We start from the raw sequence: 23,034 nt of genomic DNA, 5'->3' as shown, positions 1-23,034 counted from the left end.
ATATGCCATTGTCTCATCAGATCCAGGGTGCTTCAACAGGCCTTGGATCTAACAATAATAAGCATACGGGTGGCCGTAGTTTTATTATTCTTTCGCTGCTTTCAATTGTGTTATTGACGGTCAGCGCTCGTATGGGTACAGAAGGACCGCTCGAGATGGTTCGAGGTGGGTTCTCTACTATTACCATGCCTTTTAGAATGGCGGGTTCTGCTATTGCCATGCCTTTCCAGGGCATTGGTAACATTTTTAGTAACTTAACAGCAGACCAGCAAACGCTTTCTGACCTCAAGGCAGAAAATGAGCAGTTGCGTTCAAGAAATGCAGAGCTAGAAGAGACAAATCAGTCCACCCAGCGCCTGCAGGGTCTTCTCGACCTCAAAAATACCTATAACCTGCAGTCCACGGGCGCCCGTGTTATCTCTGGTTCTACTGACTCGTTCAATAACACCATCGTGATTGACAAGGGAACTTCGTCCGGGCTGGCTGTTGGCATGCCTGTTGTTGATAGCGGTGGCGTTATCGGCCAGATTATTGAGTGTAGTCCTACAACCTCTACCGTTCGTCTTATCACTGACGAGAAGAGCGGTGTGGCTGCTATGGTTCAAAGCAGTCGAGCTCAAGGCATGCTTATGGGTTCTGCGTCAAGACAGATTACTCTTAACCTCATCAACACCAACCAGAAGGTTGCCGTAGGCGATACAGTTGTTACCAGCGGTCTTGGTGGCGTATTCCCTAAGGGCCTTCCTCTAGGTAAGGTTACCAGCGTTGAGGCAGCTCCAGGATCGCTCTATTACACCATTGTTGTTGAGCCTTATGGAAATGTCAGCACTAACGAGGAGGTAATGGTTATCACGTCTCTTTCTGAGGAGCAAAAAGCTACCGCAGATGATATTGCAGAGGCAGATAAGCAAAACACTCCAACAGCAACTGATTCAGACGGTAAGGATAAAGACTCAAAAGACGGATCCTCTACGTCTTCATCGAGCGGTTCAACTGGCAGCGGTTCAACAAACAACACAACAAACACTCAGCAGAATGCAACAGTTGCTGCTCCAACGGGTAATACACAACATAACAGCGGAAGAACAGATTAAGGGGGATGCATGCAGGTTTCTGATAGAAATAAAAACACACGCAGCATCGCCGTTCTTGCTGTTATTTGCTTCATTTTGCAGATTATGCTTACACCACAGGTTTCTTTTGGTGGGGGAGTTATCAATTTTGCACTGATTTTCTCGGCAGCTATTGCGCTGAGATATGGTGGTAAAACCGGCGTGATATGCGGCTTTATTGCTGGTCTTATCTATGATTTGACTTCTCCTAATCCTATTGGCCTCATGGCACTCTTGCTTGTGGTCAGTTCTTATTTCATGGGCCAAGAGGTACGAGACAGAATCTCTGGCAATTTTGGTACCTCTATGGGCTTTGTTGCTCTTCAAACTTTTGGTGTCACCTTTATGTATCAGCTCATTAATTCTTTGATTGGCTCTGGTGGCAACTTCTTTGAGGGGCTGCTGTTTAAGTCTTTCCCCACCATGTTGTTTACCATTTTGGCAGCGCTGCCTGTTTTCTATGTGCTTTCTCATTCTCAAAGGTCTCATTCATCTTTGGGTGGAACTTCGCTCTACCGCGGATCTCACCGAGCTCCTCAGCGCCTTAAATAAGGGGTTAGTATGAATTTCACCCTTGTTATCCTTGCTTGTTGCGCTGTTGCAGCAATTGGTTTGATCATTGTTTACCTCACCTTTGGTAGAAAAGACTCGCCGTTTACCTTTGATATTGGTGGCGGTGCTCCCAAGGCGTCTGGTGGTTCTGACGGCTCTGCCGAGAAGACCCTCTCGTCCAGACTTATCGGATTTGCAATTGCTGTTGGCGGCATGTTTGCAGTGCTTATTGGTCGTCTTTGGACCATGCAGCTCTTATCGTCAGCTGACTATACCGAGCAAGCAGAGAGAAACCGTACGCGCACCGTTACTACCGCAGCTCCTCGTGGTCGTATTTTGGACAGAAATGGCGTGGAGATTGTTACTAACAGGCCAAGTCCAACGGTAGTAGCTCGCGCAGACGTTGCAGAAGACTACATTAAACTGCAGATTCTTGCTAACCTTTTGGGCATGCCTATGTTGGCGGTGCGCAGAAAAATCATGGATACCTCTGATGGCGCCCAAGCGCTTCGCACGGTTTCTGTAGATGTTTCTAGGCGCGTAGTTGCCTACATTTACGCTCATGGCGCATTGCTTGATGGCGTTTCAATTGAGGAGCGCACCCAGCGCGCCTATCCAAACGGTTCTCTTGCAGCTCATGTTGTTGGCTACACCGGAACCGTTACACAAGAGCAGCTTGAAAGCAGTAAAACTGCGGATGGCGGCTTTGTGTATGCCCACGGCGATATCGTGGGACAAACGGGTGTTGAGTATCAGTACGAGTCCGCTCTTCAGGGTGTTCGTGGTGAACAAACGGTGTATGTTGACGCTGCTGGTAATGTTTTATCTCACTCAACGTCTATTGCTCCTCAGAGCGGCTCAGATGTTGTTTTGACCATTGATGCAAACATTCAAAAAGCAGCAGAAGCATCCCTTGTCAGTGTTATCAACACAGTTAGATCACAAGACTTCCAAGGTCGTAGTGCAAGCGTGGTTGCACTTGATTGCACCAACGGTGAAGTTATTGCCATGGCAAGCTATCCAACGTATTCACCTTCAATGTTTGTTGGAGGTATTTCCAGTTCTGACTGGGATACGCTTTCTTCTGAAGAGGCAAACTATCCGCTGATGAATCGCGCAATTGCTGGACAGTATCCATCTGGATCTACCATCAAAGCACTTACTACCTTTGCTGGACTCAAATACGGCATTTGTGACGGAAATTCCAGCTGGTATTGCACGGGTTTCTGGACTGGTTTTGGCGAGCAGTACGGCATGCACTGCTGGCTTCTTTCTGGTCACGGCACCGTTAATCTGATTACCGGTATTACCAACTCTTGCGATATTGTTTTTTATGAGATTGGTAAGGGCTTCTTCTATAACAACGATCATCCAGAGGGCATGCAAGAGACATTCCGTGCCTTTGGACTTGGTGCGCTTTCTGGTATTGACCTTCCAGAAGAGGCATCTGGCCGCGTTCCTGATGCAGAGTGGAAGTGGAATTACTTTACTAGCTCACCTGATGATGCTCGTAAGTGGCAGGGTGGCGACAACTGTAACCTTGCAATTGGACAGGGCGATCTTTTGGTAACCTGCCTTCAGATGGCAAATGCGTATTGTGGCATTGCAAATCGAGGTCCAATTTATAAACCACATGTTTTGAAGAGTATTAACGCCAGAAATGGCAATGGCTCTGTTATTGAGTATAAAAACGAGGTCATTCTGACGCCAGAAGAAAAAGACGAGCACCGAGACATTGTTGCTCGCGGCCTGTATGGCGTTGTCTACGAGGAGTCAGCTACTCAGACTATCCACTGGACTAATCTGGATGTTACTGTTTGTGGTAAGACGGGTACTGCTGAGCAGCAGTCTATTGGCGAGCCCGTTGGTTGGTTTGTTGGCTATGCACCTGCAGATAAGCCTCAGTATGTTATTGCTGCAAACCTTGATTGTGCACCTGCTGGTGCTAGCTCTGGTATGTATATTGTTCGAGACGTCTTTGGCGCAATTTATAATCAGCCAGACAATGTTGGTAGGTAAGGAGGCGAGAAACCCATGGCACTTGATTCATCTGCAGTTACAAAACAGAGAATGAACTCACCTTTTAGGAGACGTGGAGGTATTCCTTCAGGCGGTCTTGCCAAGAAAGAGAAGCTTACTGGTAAGAATATCTTGAGTAATCTCTATCTAGCACAGCTTGTTCCCGCGGCACTTCTCGTCCTCATCGGCATTGTGGTTATCTGGACCGCATCGATGAACATTGCCGAAGCTAGTTTTCCTAGGCACCTTCTGGGTATTGGTTTGGGCCTTGTTTTTGCCACGCTTATGTGGCGCTATGACTACAGAGCACTTGCAAATATGACAAATGTGCTGATTGTTGGCGTAGTTGTATTGATGATTTTGCCTAAGATTCCCGGCTTTGGCGTTTCGGTTAAGGGTATGACTGGTTGGGTTAATATCCCACTTGTAGGATTTAGATTTCAGCCGTCTGAGCTGGGAAAGATTGTCACAATCTTCCTTATGGCTTCGGTGAGTGCTCAGTATAACGGTAAGGTAGAAACGCTTAGAGACTATGTAAAGCTTTGTGGAACATTGATGGTTCCATTCGGCTCCATTATGCTTTTGCCTGACCTGGGAACTGGCCTGATTATTTTGGTTATCGGAGCCACCATCATCATTTGCTCTGGTGCAAAACGTTCTTGGATTCTTGTGACCGTTCTTTTGCTCATTGCTGTTGTTGCTCTTGTTGTTGTGACTTCTATGATTCCTGGTATTCCTCACATTCTTAAGGAGTACCAGATGAAGCGTCTTACCGTCTTCTTGGATCCTTCTGTTGATCCGTCGGGAGACGGCTATAACCTGCAACAGGCAAAGATTGCCGTAGGTTCTGGTGGCTTTATTGGAAAAGGACCAGGTAACGCTACGCAGGCAAGTGGACGATTCTTACCAGAGGCACACACAGACTTTGTTTTTGCACTCTTCTCGGAAGAGTTTGGCTTCCTTGGTGCATTCGTTATGCTTTCACTTTTTGCATGGATGATTTTTGCAACCATTCTGTTTGCCATGAAGACCGAGAATACCTTCTCTAAACTGGTACTTGTTGGTTGTGCGGCCATGTGGTCGTTCCAGGTTTTGCAGAATGTTGGCATGTGTATTGGTATCATGCCTATTACTGGTATTCCATTGCCTTTTATCAGCTTTGGATCAACATCGATGATTGCTCAGCTCGTTTCTGTAGGAATCGTCCAGTCTGTTTACAGACATAGAACAAAGGCGGCATAAGCCATGGCAAAAAGAAACAGCTTGGGCAAACTTGCTACCTCTGTATTACAAGAATTCCGCGGGTCGCTTTCATCTCTAGAGCCAACTTATACGCATATCTACGTTGATTCCCTTGCTTCTGAAGAGGTAATCCTGGCTGTACATTCGTATTTTATGCCAGAGAGAACAGATGCAACGGTGCGCGTCTCTAAACTTGCCGACGGTGTTTCGTTTGTTTCTGGAGGCATTGGTCGCACGGGAAAGAATGCTGCTATTCCTGATATTGCGGTGATTATTCCTACGCCAACATCACAGTACGAGGACGCCCTTACCATGTTGGTAAGTCATTCAATTCCTTGTGCGGTGGTTGTAGAGTCTGCAGTTGAAGCGCAACAAATTGCTGATACGCTCTACAACACGGGGCTTATTAGCATTGTTGCGGGCACCACTGAAGAAGTGCTCTTTGATCGACTCTCTTCATGGATTGCAACTGCAACAGAAAAATCAGTCTCTTTTGCGGCAGCGTATCCTCTTTGTAGAACTCAAGTGGTCAAACAGATAACCGCTGCTTGCGCTAAAGAAAATGCAGCTATTGGAGCTGTAGCATTGGTTCCTGGCTCTGATATGCCGCTGATGACAGCGCGCCAGATCAGACTGGCGCTTGATATTACCGCCGCCTATAACATCAATATGAATGTTGAAACCATCGCCGAACTTCTCGGCGTTGTGGGCGCGGGCTTTGGATACCGTACGGTTGCACGCACGGTCGCAGGCGCAGTTCCAGGGTTTGGCTGGGCGCTTAAGGCTGGCATGGGGTACGCAGGTACTCACACTACTGCTCGCGTCATTCACGCGTACGCTCGCAAAATTGCCGAGAAACGCGACGAGGTAGCAGCTGATTCTTCTACCAAAACCGGCGCTTCGAGTGCTTCTACAGGCGCAAGCGCAACAGCAGATACAAATTCACAATCAAATACCGTAGAGATAGCAACCACACAGTCCCTCGCCAAAAGATAGAAAGTAGACTATCGTGCGTGTTAAACGAGAAAATCTCTTCCATCTCATTGAGCCCATGCTTCCGCATGTCGAGAAACCCTCAAGATACTTAAATCACGAGTGGGGAGCAGTAGAGGAGCAAGAGGGCCCTTTTCACGTTTGTATGGTCTACGCCGACGTGTACGAGGTGGGTCAGCCTAATTTGGGCATTGCCATTCTCTATAACGCTTTGAATAAGGCACCTCATATTTCTTGTGAGCGCGCCTATCTGCCTTGGACTGATATGGCAGCTTTGATGCGCAAGCGCAATGTTCCTCTGCTTTCGTTGGAGGGTGCTGCACCTTTAGCATCTTTTGATGTAGTGGGCTTTACCCTTGCGCATGAAATGATCGCAACCAATATTATAGAAACGCTTGATTTAGCAGGCATTCCATTGCTCGCTGAAGAACGTGATGATGAGGACCCACTTATTTTTGGTGGCGGTCCTTCTGTTTGGAACTCAGAGCCGCTGTCCCCGCTCTTTGATGCAATTCTATTAGGCGACGGTGAAGAAGCGCTGGTAGAGATGTGCGAGTGCGTGAGAACTTCCAAGCTTGAAGGAGTTTCTCGCCAAGAGATTTTGCAGAGGTTGTCTGAGATTCAAGGTGTCTACGTACCATCGCTTTATCAGATTGTGCACGACAATACCTCAACACGCTGGGGTTATGCGGTCCCTAAAGAGGGAAGTAGTGCACCAAGCGTGGTCTATAAACGTTGCCTGCCAGATCTTTCGGTGACTGACCCAGTGGCCCAGCGCATTGTTCCGTATACCGAAATTGTTCAGGACAGGCTGGCTCTAGAGATTCAACGAGGTTGTGCTCGCGGCTGTCGGTTCTGTCAGGCCGGTATGACGTATCGTCCTGTTCGCGAGCGCCCTGCTCAGCAGATTGTTCAAGCAGGCGAGGAAGGCCTTTTGAAGAGCGGCTACGATGAGGTTTCGCTCACGTCGCTCTCTACAACGGATCACTCTCAGTGCGGCTACATTCTGCGCCGTATGAACTCTGATTTGCGTAAACGCGGCGTGCGAATCTCCATTCCTTCCCAGCGTATGGACGCGTTTGGCGCGGAGATGGCAGACGCCGTTTCTACCTCAAGGCGTGGCGGACTGACGTTTGCACCAGAAGCAGGCTCCCAACGCATGCGTGATGTCATCAACAAAAATGTTACCGAGGATGATCTTGAGTCCGCTGCAAGAAACGCGTTTGAAAACGGTTGGCGCCGCATGAAGCTCTACTTTATGATGGGCCTTCCAACCGAAACCGATGAAGACATTCAAGCCATTCCTGCAGTTGCAAAGCGTATTTTGGATATAGGTCGAGAAATTGGTGGCAAGGGCGTTACGGTTTCTGCTTCCGTTGCCGTATTTGTGCCCAAGTCCTACACGCCATTCCAGTGGGTTGGCCAGATTTCTCGTGAGGAAGCCCAGCGTAGACAGCAGTTGCTCTTGTCGTCAAACCACGATAGGGGACTCAAGATTGCCTACCACGATTCTGGAACGTCCCTGGTAGAAGGTGCGCTTTCAAAGATGGGCCGCGACGGTTTTGATTTGATTTACCGGGCTTGGAAAAATGGTTGTAAGTTTGATGCATGGACCAGCGAGTTTAATCTTGATGCTTGGAATGCGGCTGCAGAAAGTCTGGGTTTCTCGCTGTCTGATATTGCAACAGAAACCTTTGATATTCAGGCAAAACTTCCTTGGGACCATACGTCTCCTGGCGTCTCCAAGGGCTACCTACAGCGAGAATATCGTCGAGCAATGGACGAGGTCACCACACCAGACTGCACGTTTACCTCTTGCACGGGATGCGCGGTATGCCAAACCTTGAAGGTCGACAACGTTTTGATGGGGGTGCGCTCATGACGGATACGCAGAAAGAGAGCGTAGCTCCTGAGGTGGCTGAGCCCGTGAAGAAGGATCGGCGCGCTGGTAGACCGCAGATCCAGCCAGAGATTATGACGGAACGTGGAGCAGAGATTTTTAGGCTTCGCGTGGCTTACAAGAAAGACGACCGCCTTGCGTTTTTAGGACACCTTGAGCTTATTGGCACCATTGAGCGCTGTGTTCGTAGAGCCCAGTTACCGTTTAGGGTGGGTAACGGCTTTGCAAAACGCATGGGCGTGCAGTTCTCTCAGGCGCTTCCTGTTGGCGCTTCGTCTGAGGCGGAGTACTTTGACTTGAAGCTCACAGAATACGTGGACCCGGATGAAGCGTTAGAGAGGTTGTTGTCGGCAACGCCTCCCGCGCTTGCTCCGTTTGCTGCCAACTACGTTGATCGGTCGCTGCCAGCGCTTGAAGCATGGTTGAATGCCGCTCACTGGCGATGCGACATTTTGGGAGAGGATCTTAAGTCCGAGGCGTTGCGTTGGGGGTTTGAGGATCTTCTCGCCAAAAAAGAACTGACGTACATGCGCGGAGATAAGCAAAAAGTGGTCAATTTAGAGACAACGTTTGCGGGCTATGACATTTCTGACAGCTCATCTGAAACGTGCATTTCATTTGAGCTTGATACACTCCAAGATCCAAGAGCAGCGCTTAGACCTGCAGTTTTGATTTATGAGGCTCAAAGAATTGCAGCTCAAGCTGGAGTGGATGGCCTACAAGGCATTGACTCGTTGAAGGTGTGCCGAGTCTCACAGGCACACGTTACAGAAAATGGACTCCTTGTGAAGCCTCTATAACATGTAGTTTTGTCTTGGAATTTTCTGAAATATGCAGTAGACTATTTCGAGTTGTGTTTCTCGCCGAGGGACATGGGACACCGACAGTTTCCCGCGGATGCCACAGGTCACGGCGGCGAAGATCTTTGCTCGGATCTTCAGAAATGCAAAGATAGTATTAATCGTTGCAAGAATCAGCAATGAAGGGTTACACACATGTACGCAATCGTAGCAACTGGTGGCAAGCAGTATAAGGTTGCCAAGGGCGACGTAATCAGCGTCGAGAAGCTTGATGCGCAGCCTGGCGATAAGGTAAAGCTTGATGTTCTTATGCTTAACGACGGCAAGAAGGTTGTTGCTGACGCTGCCACTCTTTCCTCTAAGAAGGTTACCTGTGAGGTTCTTGAGCAGTACAAGGACAAGAAGGTCCTCGTCTTCAAGTTCCACAAGCGTAAGCGCTATCACCGCGCCAATGGTCACCGTCAGAACCTTACTAAGCTGAAGGTTACCGCGCTCCCTACCGCTCGTAAGGCTGCTGCTAAGGCATCCGACGAGTCTGCAGAGTAATTGGTCACTTCTGATATTGAGATAGGCAGGTAGCATTTATGGCACACAAGAAAGGTCTCGGCTCTTCCCGCAACGGTCGTGACTCACAAGCACAGCGCCTTGGCGTTAAGATTTACGGTGGTCAGGCAATCAAGGCTGGCCAGATTATCATCCGTCAGCGTGGTACTCACATCACTCCTGGCGTAAACGTTGGTCGCGGCAAGGATGACACTCTCTTTGCACTTTGCGATGGCGTTGTTGAGTTCAAGAAGGGTGCTAAGCACGTCGTTAACGTCGTTGCTGCTGAGGCATAAGTTTTCTTGAACATTCACAGTTCATTCAAGGGGTCCTTCGGGACCCCTTTTTGTTTCTCGCGGTATCTTACGCGTACCGTTCACAGTTTCTAATTTGTTTCTTAATGTATTTCTTGACACAATCTGGCAAAGTAATGGTATTCTTCTTACATTGCAATTTACGCTCTTGGGAGGAGGACATATCATGCGCGCTACAGGCACTCAGCAGTGGTGGTGGAACAACTTGTCTTTCTCCGGTCAGCGATGAGTTGCTTCTGCATACGCATTTAGAGGCTCTCGGGTGACCGAGAGCTTTTTTTGTGCGTACGTTTCTTGCTAGATCCGGATGGCGAGAAACCCGTGTTGTTAAAAGTTTTGTTTGTACGTTTTAGTTTTGCGTTAAAGGAGTTTGTATGTCTACAGAAAATCTCAATCAGGTCAACGCCGCAGACACAGAGACAGGATCTGCAGAGCAGGCACCACGTGTTGTTACTGTTTCAAAGTCTTCAGGTGTTTTGGATGTTACTTCTCTAGTTCTTGTCGCTGTTCTTATTGCCGCAGGTTTTATTCTTAACCTAACCGTTGGCAAGGCAATTAGTGCTATTGGAATTGGTCCAGAGTTCATTATCGCGTCGTTCTGCCTGGCTATTCTTCTTTTGAAGCCAAACGCTGTTCAGAGCCTGGTTATTGGTCTTATCGCAGCTACCGTTATTCAGCTCACCACCTCTGTCCCTGGTGCTGATTTTGTTGCAGAGGGCGTAGCTTCACTTGTTATGTTTGCCTTCACAAGGTCTGCTCTTGCAGATAAGCCAGTAATGCCAGCAATTGGTTCTTTTGTAACCACTCTTATTTCTGGCCTGATTTTTGCTGCCATTGCTATTCCAGCAAAGGGTGCAACTATTGAGCTTTTCTACGTAATGCTTCCTGTCATCGTGGGAACCGCATTCTTTAATGCTATTGTTGTTCAGGTTCTTGCGGCTCCTCTTAAGAAGGTTTTGGGCCGATAAGTTCCTAGATACGCACTTATTTCCTGGAGAACACTGTGTCTATTATTGAAGTTCAATCTGTTTCATATAGCTATCCTGATAGCTTAGTGCATGCTCTGAATGAGCTGTCACTGAGTGTTCAGGAGGGTGACTTTGTAGGTATTGTTGGTCCTTCTGGCGCAGGCAAGTCCACGCTTGCTCTTGCGCTTTCCGGCGCTATTCCTCATCACTTCAGAGGTAATTTCTTTGGAAAGATTCTTGTTGATGGAATGGATACCTGCACAGTTGCGCTGACTGATATCTCTAAAATTGTGGGTTCTGTCACCCAAGATATCAACGCGCAGATGGTTGCTTCAATTGTTGAGGATGAACTTCTCTTTGGTCTTGAGAACTTTGCAGTTCCTCATGCAGAGATTCCAGAGCGCATTACCTATGCTCTAGAGACAGTTGGTATTGCCAACCTTCGCTTTAGAGAGATTGCCTCTCTTTCTGGTGGACAGAAGCAAAAGGTTGCTATAGCAGCACTTTTGGCGCTTCAGCCACAAGTTATGGTGCTTGATGAGCCAACAGCTGCTTTGGACCCAACGTCGTCCGAGTTAATCTTCCAGACCCTTTCAGAGCTCAACAAAACCAAAGGCATTACGGTTGTGGTAATTGAGCAAAAAGTGGGTCTTCTCGCCAAGTATTGCTCAAAGATTGCTGTTATGGACAAGGGCTCCATTTGTGCATACGGTAGCGGTGAGGAAGTGTTTTCTCAGGTAGATTTACTGCAAGAGGTTGGCGTTGATGTTCCTCGTTGCGTGCGCGTCTCAAAAGGCGTCTATGAGCTCTCTCATCAGTCTGAGTATGCTCACTTGTTATCTGAGGCTAATCAGGCTGTCTGCGATGAAACTGCGTTGTCAGTTCAGTCAGTCGCCAATCAGCTTGCGTGCTGTGTAGGCGCTCTCCAGCATCGCAGCATTTCCCTTACAGAGGACTCTGAACCATTAGCTACTAATGACGTTGAGTTAGCAGGGGAGACATATCTTCCAAACATAGATGGCCCTGTGATCGCTGAATCGAGCGGACCATTTGACAGGATTGGTATTCTTCAAGACGCAGAGCAGACAAGCGTTCAATCTGTTCTTGACGTTATCGACGCCACTTTTAAATATCAGGGAAGTACTGATGGTGTTGAGCGCGTCTCCCTCAGCTTGCACCCTGGCGAGCTTGTGGCGCTTGTCGGTCAAAACGGCGCAGGTAAAACAACTTTAACTAAGCTGGTAAATGGCCTGTTGCGTCCTCGATCGGGAGACATTCATATTAAGGGTTCTTCATGCAAGGATTGGAAGACGTCGAAGATTGCTCAGCACGTCTCTACACTGTTCCAAAATCCCGATTACCAGATTTGCAAAGAGAGCGTCCTTGAGGAGATTGCGTTTGGTCTTGAGCTCAAGGGTGCGTCTGCAGAGGATGCGCGCAAGAAAGCGCTTGAAGTAATTGATCGCATGGGGCTTGATGCAGATGCGTCGCCGTTTATGCTTTCTCGCGGTCAGCGTCAGATGGTAGCACTTGCTTCTGTGGTTGCCTGCGAGCCAGATATTCTTGTGCTTGATGAGCCAACTTCGGGTCTGGATTACAAAGAGTGTATGCAGGTCATGAATATGGTCAAATCACTGTGCGAGAAGGGCTGTGCAATTCTTATGGTCTGTCATGACATGGAGGTTGTGCTGGACTTTGCCACAAGAATTGTCGTTATGGCTCATGGTAGCGTGTTAGATGATGGAGAAGTTACACAGATCTTCTCGACAGATGAGGTTTTGAAGGAAGCGTATGTTGAGGCTCCTCAGATGATTCAGCTGTCAAAGCTTGCTGGAGCGCATGTGGATTCATCATTTACTGGGCTTAACAGCGCTTCCGAGGTGCTTGACGCATTGCAGCATCAGTTTGAGATTGCTCGTATTGCAGCCACGCTTAATGGTAAGGAGGCTCCTCGTGGGTAGTGTTATTGATTACACCGAAGGAACAAGCTTCCTTCATAAGGCAAATCCTGTGGCCAAGCTTGTGTTTGCGCTTGAGCTCTTTGTAGCCGCCTTTGCCGCTCAAGGAACGCTTGAGGTACTTGCGATACTTGCGCTCACTATTTGTGTGGGAGTTGTCTCACAGAATGCTCAGAAGACTTTTAAGCTGGTATTTGGCTTTGCTGTCTTAGGTCTTATCTTGTGCGTTGTACAGACGCTTGTTGCCCCTGCTGGTCAAACGCTCTTTTTATTCATCACGGTAGGTGGTTTGGAGCGCGGCTTTAACGTTGCCCTAAAAACAATTGCGCTGGCACTGCCACTGCTTTCTATGCTTTCGCTTATGCGTGTAGAAGATCTGATGAATGCGCTGGTAGAAGTGGCGCATGTCCCATACCCCTATGCATTCACCATTGCAACGGTTTTGCGCTTTGTTCCAGTCTTTGCTTCCGAGATGAACCATATCATGGAGGCTCAGATGGCTCGCGGTGTTGAGTTTGATACCAAAAATCCAATTAAGAAGCTCCAGCTTACCATGCCTTTGATTGTTCCTCTGCTGGTAAGCTCGGTTAAAAAAGCTGATGCCTCAGCACTTGCAGCTGAGCAGCGAGGTTTTTATTTAAGGAACGCTTCATCTGCATTTAAACGCTATCCTTTGGATCCATCAGACTTTGCCTTGATGATTCTTGGCGTTGCGGTAATTGTTGTTATCCTCGTGTTCTCATAAGAACTTCTCGCGTTTTCACTATGCTTCGCTGGTAAATGCCGTAACATTAAGGTATTAGAAGGAGGACACGTGGAAACTTTCACTGATCTTTGTCATATCAACGTTAAAGGTGGAGACGGCGGCGCAGGCTGCATGTCTTTTCGCCGAGAAGCATATGTACCAAAAGGCGGTCCAGACGGCGGAGACGGTGGTCACGGCGGCAATGTTGTCATTGTTGCAGACGCGCAGCTTTCGTCCCTGATTGATTACCGCTACAAGCATCACTTTAAGGCCGAGCGCGGCACTCACGGTAAGGGTGCTCGCCGTCATGGTTCTGACGGACAGGATTTGCTGCTCAAGGTGCCCCTGGGAACTGTTGTGCGCGAGCTTGATCCAGAAACGCAAGAGCCACTCTACGAGATTGCTGATCTTACTTCTCCCGGCGAGCAGGTAGTTGTTGCTCCTGGTGGCAATGGTGGCCGCGGTAACATTCACTTTGTCACCTCAGTGAGGCGTGCACCAGCATTTGCCGAGAAGGGCGAGCCAGCCCAAGAGCACTGGATTGAGCTTGAGATGAAGCTCATGGCAGACGTGGCCTTGGTGGGCATGCCTTCTGTTGGTAAGAGCTCTCTTATTGCACGTATCAGTGCTGCTCGTCCAAAGATTGCTGACTATCCTTTTACCACCCTTGTTCCAAACTTGGGCGTTGTTCGCGCACAGAACGGTCAGTCGTTTGTCTGCGCAGACGTTCCCGGTCTTATCGAGGGTGCCTCAGAAGGTAAGGGTCTTGGTCATCAATTCCTTCGTCATATTGAGCGCACAGCGCTTATTGTCCATATGGTCGATGTTACCGGTGGCTATGAAGGCAGAGACCCAGTAGAGGACTATCACGCTATTAATGAGGAGCTTAAGGCTTACGCTTCAAAGCTCGCTGATCGTCCTCAGATTGTGGTTGCAAACAAATGCGATATGCCTGGTACAGAAGATGCTATTGAGGCTCTCAGAAAAGCCGCTGAGGCGGATGGCAGGACTTTCTTTGCTATCTCTACGGTAACTGGTTTAAATCTTGATGATTTTGTTACTACCTGTGCTGCAGAAGTGGCAGAGCTCCGCAAAGAAATTGCCATTACTACGCCAACGGTTGACCGCAGTGAGGCTTGGGAGCATCAGCGACTTCGTCGTGATAACAAGCTTCGCATTGAGCGAGAAGAGCGTCATGCTTGGCGTGTCTCTGGCGGCCAGATTGAGCGCATGGTTATTCAGACCGATTGGGACAATGATGAGGCTGTGGCATATCTACAGCGTCGTCTTGATCGTATGGGGCTTGAAGTACAGCTGGCAAAGGCTGGTGCAGTTGACGGCGACGAGATTCGCATTCTTGAGCTCACCTTTACCTATGAGGATCCAAATAAACCAAATACAGATGGTATAAAGATTCCTGATGAGGACGCCTCAGACCAGCAATTCGAAGATGTTGAGTTTGAAGAGGCTCCATCTGATCCGTCTCATGTGGCTGAGACTTCTTCAGAAACTGAGTAGAGTATGGCAGCCGACGTCTTAAATAACATGCACCCTGGCTTGCCTCGTTTGGGACAGGATAAAAACCGCACCTATCGTCTGGGAATCATGGGTGGAACCTTTGACCCTATTCATAACGGTCACTTGGTAGCCGCTGAGCAGGCATATGATGACCTTGATCTTGATGTGGTTGTCTTTATGCCTGCTGGTCGCCCTGCGTTCAAACAAAATAAGGGAGTTACTAGGGGAGAAGACCGTTACTCAATGACGCTTCTGGCAACCTCAGATAATCCTCATTTTGTTGCTTCTCGTTTTGAGGTGGATTATGAGGGCATCACTTACACCGCTGAAACGCTCAGAAGATTGCGTAAGGTATATCCTTCTAACGTTGAATTTTTCTTTATTACTGGTGCAGATGCAATTGCTGATATTGTCGCCTGGAAAGATGCACAGACCGTAGCCGAGCTTGCTCACTTTGTTGCTGCAACGCGTCCTGGTTATGAGCTGAGTCGTGCTCAAAAGGTTATTGCAGACTCACCGTATGACTTCAAGGTAACCTATCTTGAGGTTCCCGCACTAGCAATCTCATCAAGCTATCTGCGTAGTAGAGTTCAAAATGGTCAAAGCCTCAGATACCTAACTCCCGATTCTGTAACAGGTTACATTCACAAGCATGGGCTTTATGGCGCCGACACAACACCGCTTAATTAAGTGGTCAAGCCAAAGCGACCCGCTGCTCAGATTGACATACGTCAGTAACAAGGTAGTGTCAAACAGGTAGAGATTAGGCTTAAGTCAATATTTTGTAGGACATAATGGAAAGAACACTTATAGCAAAAGATATTGTCTACACCGCAGAACAACAGGCGCTTATTGATCAGCTTGAGTCCGATTTGAAGAGTCATATGTATCGCAAGAACTCTAAGCGTTTTGCGCATTCTATCTCTGTGGGACATTGTGCAGAAACGCTTGCGCAGGCTTATGGTGCAGATATGTTGAGCGCTCGCGTTGCAGGTATTTTGCATGATTGGGAGAAACTTCTTCCTGATGCAGAAACCATCGAACTGGCAGAGCGCTTTCGTATCCAGACAGAAGCTCCTTATCAGAAAATTGTTGGACTCTTACATGGTCCTCTCGCCGCAAAAACGCTGCCAGCCATCTATCCTTGGCTTTCTGAGCAGATTCTCAGCGCCATTCAGAAGCACACTGCGGGCGACCGTCAGATGAGCAAGCTAGACAAAATCTTGTATGTAGCTGATCTTATTGAGCCTCTGCGTCCAAACTTTACATCGGTCGAAGAAGCAAGAAATGTATATTTACGTGGCGGTTCTCTCGATGAACTTTATGAGACGGCGTTTTGTAGCGTTATGATGTATGTGATTTCATCAAGGAGTTATTTGTATCCAAGCTCAATTGCCCTATACAATGAGATGATTGAGAAGACATCTAAGTAGCCTAGCTACATGAGAAAACGGAGAAATTCATGGCTGTAACTTCACTTGAGCTTGCAAAGACTGCTGCAATTGCTGCAGATCAAAAGAAGGCTGAAGATATTCTGGTACTAGACCTTACTGGTCTCAGTGACGTTTGCGATTACTTTGTTATCTGTACTGGTGGAAATGCTCGTTTGGCTGACGCTATTGTTGATGAGGTCCGCGAGAAGGTCACAGCAAACTGCGGCATTCGTCCAATTTCTACTGAGGGTCGCGACGGTCTTAATTGGATTCTTATTGATTACGGTTCAGTTGTTGTTCATGTATTCCAGCCTGAGGTAAGGTCCTACTATCGTCTTGAGCGACTTTGGGCGGACGCTCCTCGTGTTGAGCTGGATATTGAGGGCGCTATGACTTCTGAGATTCCTTATGCCGATCTTCCAGAGGATGCTTTGGCTCCAGCTTTTGAGCTTTCTGAGGATGACCTGGTAGACAATCTTCCAGAATCTGCTGATCCTACTGAGTAGTGCTGGTGTACTAGATTTGTTCGTTTTTGCCTGTAGGCATGGTGTCAGAAACGCGATGCTCAAAGCGTAGGTCTCTACCGTACTGCACAGCATCAGCGCCAAATTTATCTTTGAGTTTATCGGTTACCTCGGAGAGATGACGTAAGTCACTCCGAGGTTTCTTTTTTGTTGTAGGACTAGGGGCTGCGGCATCAAATGTGTCATTAAATTGATCAAAAAGAGACGTTTGAACAGGCTTGCTCTGTGTCTCATCTGTAAATGAGCTAATGCCAACGCCAAGCAGTCTTACTGGCTGCCCTTCTTTCCAAATGGTAGGAAGCAGGCCAACGGCAATCTCTGCAAAGAGGTGCTCATCATCAGTTGGTGTAGACATTCTTTTTTGAGCGGTATGAGACTCTGTTGCAGAGGCTTTTACTTTGAGGGTTACGGCATATCCTTGGAGCCGCTTTCGGCGAAGACGTCTTCCTACAACACCAGAAATGTGTCTGATGGCTTCTTCTATTTCTTGTTTATCAAACAAATCTGTTTCAAAGGTTCTCTCGTTAGAAACAGACTTAACGTCACGAGGCTGAGCAGCTTCATGAACTTCAGAGACTTCTTTTCCTTGTGAGCGCAAAATCATCTTTGAAGCTGTATTGCCAACAAGGGAAGTGAGATACGTTGCATCTGCTCTTGAGAGTTCTCCAAGCGTTTTGATTCCCTGTTGATGAAGTACCTTTGCCATAGCAGGACCAATGCCACTCATTGCTTCAATGGGCAGTGGCGCCAGAAAGCGACCTTCTGTACCAGGAAAGACCGCAGTAAGACCACGAGGCTTTTCTTGCTCAGAGGCAATCTTGGCAATTGTCTTGTTTGTTCCCAGGCCAATGGAACAAGTAACGCCTAGCGCAGCAACTTTCTTTTGTATGCGCTTACAGATCTCCAAAGGATTTTCTTTAGAGAATCTGCCTGGAGTGATGTCAAAAAATGCCTCATCAATAGAAACCTGCTCAACAAGGGGAGTCTCATCTTTGAGAAAACTCATAACAAGAGCGCTCATTTCAGAGTATCTGTCATAGCGTCCTGGGGTCCAAATTGCTTGCGGACAAAGCCTTACCGCAGTAGCTGAAGGCATGGCAGAATGAACGCCAAACTTCCTTGCTTCATAAGAGGCGGTTGAAACAACGCCTCGTTTGTGGGGTGAGCCTCCAACAATTACTGGTTTTCCGCGCCACTCAGGATGATCAAGTTGTTCTACAGACGCAAAGAACGCATCAAGGTCAAGAAGCCCAATGGCTTTACCATGCCACTCAAAATTACACGATTTACGTGCGTTTTTATCTGATATGTCTTTTGATGTTTCCATAGAAATAGTGTATACTTTTTGTACAAATAGAACAAGTGTTTCATAAACAAATTACGAGTACTTTTTGAAGAGAGCAAATTTATACTTTTCGAGGTTAATGCGTTGTTGTACACTTGTAACCCGATTTGTGGCTTTGCGGTGCAGCCCATCTAACATCCGAGGCACCGCTCGTATGGAGGAGTTTTCATTGGCAGTTAAGATTCGTCTGGCCCGTCACGGTGCCAAGAAGCGTCCGTACTATCGCGTAGTTGTCGCTGATGGTCGTATGCCTCGCGATGGTCGTTACATTGAAGAAGTCGGTCGTTATAACCCACTGACTAGCCCAAAGACGATTGATATCAACCTTGAGAAGGTTGATGAGTGGGTAGCAAAGGGCGCTCAGCCAACAAGCGCAGTTTCTCACCTCATTGAGATCGCTCGTACTGGTGCTCCAGTTGCAGAGAAGAAGACCAAGCTCTCCAAGAAGGCACAGGCAAAGGCTGCTGCAGCTGCAGAGGCTGCTGCTGAGGCCGCTGCTGAGGCTGCTGCCGCAGCTGCTGCTGAGGAGTCCGAGGCTCCAGAGGCTGAGTAAATCGTGTCTGAATTCACAGAGCCCACTGAGGTAGACGCTGTCGATCAGGACATTCAGGAGATGCCCTCTGACAAGGTTGCTGATCTTGTTGAGTACATCGTTTGTGGTCTTGTCGATAATGAAGATGCTGTTGCACTCGACGTCACCGATCGCGAGGATGGATCCTTGATTGAGGTTTCTTGCTCTGAGGAAGACGCTGGACGTGTCATCGGCCGCAAGGGTAGAACCATTAAGGCTATTCGTACTTTGGCTCGTGCTCTTGGCCAGCGTGTTGGCACCTCTGTTGATGTCGAGGTTGTAGGCTAATTTTGCGTAAACACTGGCGAGCAATTGCTCAAATTGTTAAAACGCATGGTAAAAGAGGGGAGGTTGTGACGGTTCCCGTTCACAGCCTTCCTTCTCTTATAGCTGAAGGCATGACAGTTGTTCCTGTTCCGCCTGCGCTTAAGGGCCCTAGAGAGTTCTCAGTTGTTTCTGTTGAGTCAGATGATAGAGAAGGTAGTCTTGTCACTTTTGAAGATGTAACTACCATCTCTGATGCAGAAGAGCTTATTGGTAAAACGCTTCTGGTAGAAGAAGATTGTCTTCCAGAAAACTTTGGTCTGGTAAATGTTTCTCTACTTGTGGGTAGAGAAGTACGTGATACAGAACATGGTTTTCTGGGTGAAATTACAGAAGTTCTTGTTGGACCTACACAAAATGTGTGGGTAATAGAGGGGCCTTTTGGACAGGTGCTGATGCCTGCCGTGGATGAATTTATCAAAGAGGCCCCAGCCGAGGGCTCCATTACCGTCTCAATTCCTCAGGGCCTTCTTAGGTTAGGTGAGTAGCATGCGTCTAGAAACGCTCTCAGTATTTCCTGAGGTCTTCTCGCCCTATTTACATGCTTCTATTATGGGCAGAGCCCAGAAGGCAAACATTTTTGAGTTCTATGCGCATGACTTGCGTGACTGGACGCATGATAGGCATCGTACGGTAGATGATGCTCCTTTTGGTGGTGGACAAGGCATGCTTATGAAGCCTGCTCCCATCTTTGAGGCAGTTCGTGAGATTTCTGATCAGGCAGAACCTAAGCCCCACGTGGTGTTTTTCTCGCCAGTTGGTAGGCCGTATTCTCAGGCTATTGCCCAAGAGTTTGCTCAAAAAGAGCGCATTTTATTTGTTTGTGGTCGCTATGAGGGCATGGACGAGCGCGTCTATGAGCTGGCAGATGACGTCATTTCTCTGGGAGATTACGTGCTGACGGGCGGAGAGCTTCCTGCGCTTACCGTGATTGACTCGGTTGTGCGCTTGCTTCCTGGTGCGCTTGGCGATGAGATGAGCTCACAGGATGAGTCATTCTCTGACGATGGCCTTCTTGAGTATGCTCAGTACACGCGTCCAGCAAATTTTGAGGGGCGAGAAGTTCCGTCTGTGCTTCTTTCAGGAGACCACGGAGCGGTAGCAGTCTGGAGACGACAATCTGCACTTGCTCGCACTCGTGCGTGGCGTCCAGACCTCTTAGAGAGCGCTCAGCTCACTGAGAAGGACAGAGCGTATTTAGCAGAGCTTGATCAACAATCTGGTGATGACGATGAGTAGTGGACATTCCAAAGTTCTTGAAATTTTTGAATACCTGGTAATTGTTGCAGTTGCTGTTGCGCTGGCATTTTTTATTAGAACGTTTGTGGCTGAGGTATATGAGGTCCCAACAGGGTCCATGCTCAATACCATCCAGCTGGGGGATCGTTTGGTAGGAGAGAAGCTTACCTATCGATTTGGTGGTACTCCGCAAGCAGGTGATGTGGTTACCTTCACTAGTCCTCAGAATCCCGATACGCTTTTAGTTAAGCGCGTCATTGCTACAGCAGGTCAAACGGTAGATTTGCGCGACGGTGCTGTATATGTTGACGGTCGGCTTATGGACGAGCCTTACACTGAAGGCAAGCCAACCTATTCTCTTGCGGATCGCACGGGTGCCGTAATTCAGAATTATCCGTATACTGTTCCTGCAGGTCATATTTTTGTTATGGGGGATAACAGAACAAACTCGCTGGATTCCAGATATTTTGGAGCTGTTGCGGTTTCTACCGTGACCTCTAAGGCAATGTTTATTTTCTGGCCCTTTGACCATGCTCGCGGGCTATAGTACTTACGTCGGACATTTGAGAGAAAGAACATCATGGGCGCAACACCACTAACGTTTCAAGATATGATTTTGACCCTTGAACACTACTGGGCAGAAAAAGGTTGCACAGTCATGCAGCCATATGACTCTGAGGTAGGTGCCGGTACCTTCCACACCGCAACTATCTTGCGCTCACTTGGTCCAGACGCCTGGCGTACCTGCTATCCACAGCCTTGCCGTCGTCCAGCTGATGGACGCTATGGCGAGAACCCCAACCGCCTGCAGCACTACTATCAGTTCCAGGTTTTGATTAAGCCATCTCCTGCAGACTCTCAAGATCTCTATCTTGGTTCACTCGCCGCTATTGGCCTTGATCCAAAAGACCACGACGTTCGCTTCGTTGAGGACGACTGGGAGAGCCCAACGCTTGGTGCTTGGGGTCTTGGCTGGGAGGTCTGGCTCAACGGCATGGAGGTTACTCAGTTCACGTACTTCCAGCAGGTAGGTGGCATTGAGGTAGACCCTGTTCCTGTTGAGATTACCTATGGTCTTGAGCGTATTGCTATGTATGCTCAGGGTGTAGATTCCGTCTATGACCTGGTATGGAGTTACCTGCCAGATGGCACGCCAATGACGTACGGGCAGGTATTTTTGGAGAACGAGCGTGAATTCTCAACTTATAACTTTGAGGTAGCCAACATTGAGCTTATGCGCGAGAAGTTCGACGAGTATGAGGCAGAGTGCCACAGCTGCCTTGAGCGCAAGCTTCCACTACCTGCATATGACTGCGTTATGAAGTGCAGCCATGCATTCAACCTACTTGACTCTCGTGGTGCTCTTTCTGCTGTTGAGAGAGCTAACTATATTCTTCGCGTTCGCACCGTTGCTAAGGCATGCTGCGAATCGTATTTGGAGGAGGTTGCTTCTAAGAAAGCACCTGCAGCAACTACTCAGGAGGAGGTGGCTTAAATGGCTGAGGTTAGAGACTTCCTTTTTGAGATTGGTTCTGAAGAGATGCCTTCTGCTCCATTACAGAAAGCTATTGCTCAGTTCAATAAGCTCGTCGTTTCCGGACTTAAAGACTCTGGCTTGTCATTTGGAGAGGTTAAGATCCTCTCGACACCTCGTCGTTTAACTGCCTATGTAAAGGACGTTGCTGAGGCTACAGAAGAGATTTCCGAGGTCAAGCGTGGTCCTAAGGCAGAGATTGCTTTTGATGCAGAGGGTAAACCAACCAAGGCTGCTGAGGGATTTGCTCGCAAGTGCGGTGTAAACGCTGATGCGTTGACTCGTCGTGTAGATACCGACGGTCATGAGTACGTCTTTGCAGAGCTCAATATTCCTTCAGTTCCTGCTACAAAGATTCTCTCTGAGCTGGCAACTTCTTGGATTTCTGCACTTGATTGGCCTCGTAGTCAGCGCTGGGGTTCTTTCCATGAGCGCTACGTTCGTCCTGTTCGCTGGCTGTGCGCTCTCTTTGGTTCAGAGATTGTTCCTGTTACCTACGCTGATGTAACTAGCTCAAACACCACCCAGGGCCATCGTGTTCTTGGACCTGGTTACCATGAGGTAGCCACTCCAGCTGACTATGAGCAAGTTCTTAAAGACGCTGGCGTTTTGCTTCAGGAGCAGAGAAAAGACGTTATTCTCGCCGGTATCAAAGAGGTAGAGGCTGCTCGTCCGGGCTCTCACGTTGATATGCCAGAGAAGGTCTTTGAGGAGGTCATTAACCTGACTGAGTGGCCTCAGGTTCTTGTGGGTACCTTTGACGAGGAATTCCTTAACGTTCCTTCAGAGATTATTACTGAGTCCATGCTTTCCAACCAGCGCTATTTCCCAATCTATGACGCTCAAGGTAAGCTGACTCGCGAGTTTATTGTGGTTTCTAATGCAGACCCATCTTGCGCCGAGCGCGTCATTGACGGCAACGAGCGCGTTGTTCGTGCTCGCCTCGACGATGCTAAGTTCTTCTTTGAGGAGGACTTGAAGCACACGCTTGATGAGTTTGCTCAGCGCCTTGAGACTGTTGTTTTCCAGGAGAAGCTTGGTACCGTTCTTCAGAAGACCCAGCGTATGGAGGCTCTTGCTGCAGAGATCGCGCTCGACGAGACATCCAGTCAGGAAAAGGCTGAACTTGCTGCTCGCGCCGCTCATCTTGCTAAGGCAGACCTTGTCAGCCAGGCAGTTGTCGAGTTCACCAGCCAGCAAGGCGTCATGGGTGGCTACTACGCAGAGGCAGCTGGCGAGAAGAGCGATGTAGCTGCAGCAATTCGCGAACACTATCGTCCTCGCTTTGCCGGTGACGAGCTCCCAAGTGGACAGATTGGTCGCTTTGTAGCTATTGCAGACAAGCTTGATACCATCTGTGGCATCTTTGCTATCAACGAGCCACCAACTGGCTCTTCCGA

24 protein-coding genes are annotated in these 23,034 nt (G+C 48.3%); 23 read left to right on the top strand and 1 reads right to left on the bottom strand.

The window, feature by feature from the left end:
* Nucleotides 1-2: 2 nt before the first annotated feature.
* The 16 genes from mreC to rsfS all read left to right on the top strand — a co-directional run bounded on the left by mreC (nt 3) and on the right by rsfS (nt 16,603).
* Entirely contained in the window at nt 3-1,094 is a 1,092-nt protein-coding gene (mreC, locus tag ACO5GU_RS02980) for a rod shape-determining protein MreC (RefSeq protein WP_484821266.1), read from the top strand.
* Between the two features lie 9 nt (nt 1,095-1,103).
* Nucleotides 1,104-1,664 (top strand): rod shape-determining protein MreD, encoded by a 561-nt coding sequence (gene mreD / locus ACO5GU_RS02975; protein ID WP_484847675.1) that lies wholly within the window; start codon nt 1,104-1,106, stop codon nt 1,662-1,664.
* Between the two features lie 9 nt (nt 1,665-1,673).
* Nucleotides 1,674-3,683: a penicillin-binding protein 2 gene (gene mrdA / locus ACO5GU_RS02970; RefSeq protein ID WP_314007853.1), complete on the top strand. Its 2,010-nt coding sequence runs from the start codon at nt 1,674-1,676 to the stop codon at nt 3,681-3,683.
* Between the two features lie 15 nt (nt 3,684-3,698).
* Nucleotides 3,699-4,925 (top strand): FtsW/RodA/SpoVE family cell cycle protein, encoded by a 1,227-nt coding sequence (locus ACO5GU_RS02965; protein WP_484820365.1) that lies wholly within the window; start codon nt 3,699-3,701, stop codon nt 4,923-4,925.
* 3 nt (nt 4,926-4,928) lie between these two features.
* Nucleotides 4,929-5,921 (top strand): hypothetical protein, encoded by a 993-nt coding sequence (locus tag ACO5GU_RS02960; protein ID WP_052039074.1) that lies wholly within the window; start codon nt 4,929-4,931, stop codon nt 5,919-5,921.
* A 13-nt stretch (nt 5,922-5,934) separates the two neighbouring features.
* Nucleotides 5,935-7,800, top strand: a complete 1,866-nt coding sequence (locus ACO5GU_RS02955) for a TIGR03960 family B12-binding radical SAM protein (RefSeq protein WP_484930043.1) — start codon at nt 5,935-5,937, stop codon at nt 7,798-7,800.
* Nucleotides 7,797-8,618 (top strand): TIGR03936 family radical SAM-associated protein, encoded by an 822-nt coding sequence (locus tag ACO5GU_RS02950; protein ID WP_484930041.1) that lies wholly within the window; start codon nt 7,797-7,799, stop codon nt 8,616-8,618. The genes ACO5GU_RS02955 and ACO5GU_RS02950 overlap by 4 nt, the downstream gene beginning before the upstream one ends.
* A 195-nt stretch (nt 8,619-8,813) precedes the next feature.
* Nucleotides 8,814-9,164, top strand: coding sequence for a 50S ribosomal protein L21 (gene rplU, locus ACO5GU_RS02945; RefSeq protein ID WP_035427428.1), 351 nt, complete (start codon nt 8,814-8,816; stop codon nt 9,162-9,164).
* A gap of 38 nt (nt 9,165-9,202) precedes the next feature.
* Complete coding sequence (gene rpmA, locus ACO5GU_RS02940; RefSeq protein WP_012808765.1) at nt 9,203-9,457, top strand: 50S ribosomal protein L27; 255 nt, start codon at nt 9,203-9,205, stop codon at nt 9,455-9,457.
* 392 nt (nt 9,458-9,849) lie between these two features.
* Nucleotides 9,850-10,443, top strand: a complete 594-nt coding sequence (locus tag ACO5GU_RS02935) for a hypothetical protein (RefSeq protein WP_484930039.1) — start codon at nt 9,850-9,852, stop codon at nt 10,441-10,443.
* A gap of 35 nt (nt 10,444-10,478) precedes the next feature.
* Nucleotides 10,479-12,404: an ABC transporter ATP-binding protein gene (locus ACO5GU_RS02930; RefSeq protein WP_484930037.1), complete on the top strand. Its 1,926-nt coding sequence runs from the start codon at nt 10,479-10,481 to the stop codon at nt 12,402-12,404.
* The gene (locus ACO5GU_RS02925) at nt 12,397-13,146 is read left to right on the top strand and encodes an energy-coupling factor transporter transmembrane component T family protein (protein ID WP_484930035.1); all 750 of its coding nucleotides are present in this window, start codon (nt 12,397-12,399) and stop codon (nt 13,144-13,146) included. Before ACO5GU_RS02930 ends, ACO5GU_RS02925 begins: the two co-directional genes overlap by 8 nt.
* A gap of 69 nt (nt 13,147-13,215) precedes the next feature.
* Nucleotides 13,216-14,664, top strand: coding sequence for a GTPase ObgE (obgE, locus tag ACO5GU_RS02920; protein WP_484930033.1), 1,449 nt, complete (start codon nt 13,216-13,218; stop codon nt 14,662-14,664).
* 3 nt (nt 14,665-14,667) lie between these two features.
* Complete coding sequence (gene nadD, locus ACO5GU_RS02915) at nt 14,668-15,354, top strand: nicotinate-nucleotide adenylyltransferase (RefSeq protein WP_484905286.1); 687 nt, start codon at nt 14,668-14,670, stop codon at nt 15,352-15,354.
* Between the two features lie 104 nt (nt 15,355-15,458).
* Nucleotides 15,459-16,097, top strand: coding sequence for a bis(5'-nucleosyl)-tetraphosphatase (symmetrical) YqeK (gene yqeK / locus ACO5GU_RS02910; RefSeq protein ID WP_484930031.1), 639 nt, complete (start codon nt 15,459-15,461; stop codon nt 16,095-16,097).
* A 29-nt stretch (nt 16,098-16,126) separates the two neighbouring features.
* On the top strand, nt 16,127-16,603 hold the full coding sequence (gene rsfS / locus ACO5GU_RS02905; RefSeq protein WP_035436123.1) for a ribosome silencing factor: 477 nt from the start codon (nt 16,127-16,129) through the stop codon (nt 16,601-16,603).
* Between the two features lie 10 nt (nt 16,604-16,613).
* Here rsfS and dinB read toward each other — a convergent pair whose 3' ends face one another.
* Nucleotides 16,614-17,948, bottom strand: a complete 1,335-nt coding sequence (gene dinB / locus ACO5GU_RS02900; RefSeq protein WP_484930029.1) for a DNA polymerase IV — start codon at nt 17,946-17,948, stop codon at nt 16,614-16,616.
* A 187-nt stretch (nt 17,949-18,135) separates the two neighbouring features.
* On the opposite strand from dinB, the gene rpsP reads away from it, so the two are divergent.
* From rpsP to glyS, 7 genes are all read left to right on the top strand, one after another.
* Entirely contained in the window at nt 18,136-18,519 is a 384-nt protein-coding gene (gene rpsP / locus ACO5GU_RS02895; RefSeq protein ID WP_484859791.1) for a 30S ribosomal protein S16, read from the top strand.
* A gap of 60 nt (nt 18,520-18,579) precedes the next feature.
* A complete protein-coding gene (locus ACO5GU_RS02890; RefSeq protein ID WP_484930115.1) occupies nt 18,580-18,825 on the top strand; it encodes a KH domain-containing protein in 246 nt (81 codons plus the stop codon).
* A gap of 2 nt (nt 18,826-18,827) precedes the next feature.
* The gene (locus tag ACO5GU_RS02885) at nt 18,828-19,349 is read left to right on the top strand and encodes a ribosome maturation factor RimM (protein WP_484859498.1); all 522 of its coding nucleotides are present in this window, start codon (nt 18,828-18,830) and stop codon (nt 19,347-19,349) included.
* Nucleotide 19,350: 1 nt separating this feature from the next.
* A complete protein-coding gene (gene trmD, locus ACO5GU_RS02880; RefSeq protein ID WP_484930026.1) occupies nt 19,351-20,100 on the top strand; it encodes a tRNA (guanosine(37)-N1)-methyltransferase TrmD in 750 nt (249 codons plus the stop codon).
* Nucleotides 20,093-20,647 carry a signal peptidase I gene (gene lepB / locus ACO5GU_RS02875; RefSeq protein ID WP_484917974.1) on the top strand — a complete coding sequence of 185 codons (555 nt, stop codon included), beginning with the start codon at nt 20,093-20,095 and terminating at the stop codon, nt 20,645-20,647. Before trmD ends, lepB begins: the two co-directional genes overlap by 8 nt.
* A 33-nt stretch (nt 20,648-20,680) precedes the next feature.
* Nucleotides 20,681-21,595 (top strand): glycine--tRNA ligase subunit alpha, encoded by a 915-nt coding sequence (locus tag ACO5GU_RS02870; RefSeq protein WP_035431212.1) that lies wholly within the window; start codon nt 20,681-20,683, stop codon nt 21,593-21,595.
* On the top strand, nt 21,596-23,034 hold a 1,439-nt coding region (gene glyS / locus ACO5GU_RS02865; protein ID WP_484930024.1), incomplete at its 3' end, for a glycine--tRNA ligase subunit beta.

The sequence above is a fragment of the Lancefieldella sp. genome (genome assembly GCF_057237245.1).
The sequence above is the reverse complement of the archived record's forward strand: the minus strand, read 5'-3'. Positions and strand labels throughout refer to the sequence as shown.

Excerpts from the sequence above, each read along its gene's own strand:
- mreD (WP_484847675.1), top strand. The coding sequence starts at position 1,104 with ATGCAGGTTTCTGATAGAAATAAAAACACACGCAGCATCGCCGTTCTT.
- ACO5GU_RS02950 (WP_484930041.1), top strand. The coding sequence starts at position 7,797 with ATGACGGATACGCAGAAAGAGAGCGTAGCTCCTGAGGTGGCTGAGCCC.
- ACO5GU_RS02960 (WP_052039074.1), top strand. The coding sequence starts at position 4,929 with ATGGCAAAAAGAAACAGCTTGGGCAAACTTGCTACCTCTGTATTACAA.
- dinB (WP_484930029.1), bottom strand. The coding sequence starts at position 17,948 with ATGGAAACATCAAAAGACATATCAGATAAAAACGCACGTAAATCGTGT.
- mreC (WP_484821266.1), top strand. The coding sequence starts at position 3 with ATGCCATTGTCTCATCAGATCCAGGGTGCTTCAACAGGCCTTGGATCT.
- ACO5GU_RS02965 (WP_484820365.1), top strand. The coding sequence starts at position 3,699 with ATGGCACTTGATTCATCTGCAGTTACAAAACAGAGAATGAACTCACCT.
- ACO5GU_RS02935 (WP_484930039.1), top strand. The coding sequence starts at position 9,850 with ATGTCTACAGAAAATCTCAATCAGGTCAACGCCGCAGACACAGAGACA.
- nadD (WP_484905286.1), top strand. The coding sequence starts at position 14,668 with ATGGCAGCCGACGTCTTAAATAACATGCACCCTGGCTTGCCTCGTTTG.
- ACO5GU_RS02890 (WP_484930115.1), top strand. The coding sequence starts at position 18,580 with ATGCCCTCTGACAAGGTTGCTGATCTTGTTGAGTACATCGTTTGTGGT.
- trmD (WP_484930026.1), top strand. The coding sequence starts at position 19,351 with ATGCGTCTAGAAACGCTCTCAGTATTTCCTGAGGTCTTCTCGCCCTAT.
- lepB (WP_484917974.1), top strand. The coding sequence starts at position 20,093 with ATGAGTAGTGGACATTCCAAAGTTCTTGAAATTTTTGAATACCTGGTA.
- rplU (WP_035427428.1), top strand. The coding sequence starts at position 8,814 with ATGTACGCAATCGTAGCAACTGGTGGCAAGCAGTATAAGGTTGCCAAG.
- mrdA (WP_314007853.1), top strand. The coding sequence starts at position 1,674 with ATGAATTTCACCCTTGTTATCCTTGCTTGTTGCGCTGTTGCAGCAATT.
- yqeK (WP_484930031.1), top strand. The coding sequence starts at position 15,459 with ATGGAAAGAACACTTATAGCAAAAGATATTGTCTACACCGCAGAACAA.
- rpmA (WP_012808765.1), top strand. The coding sequence starts at position 9,203 with ATGGCACACAAGAAAGGTCTCGGCTCTTCCCGCAACGGTCGTGACTCA.
- ACO5GU_RS02870 (WP_035431212.1), top strand. The coding sequence starts at position 20,681 with ATGGGCGCAACACCACTAACGTTTCAAGATATGATTTTGACCCTTGAA.
- rsfS (WP_035436123.1), top strand. The coding sequence starts at position 16,127 with ATGGCTGTAACTTCACTTGAGCTTGCAAAGACTGCTGCAATTGCTGCA.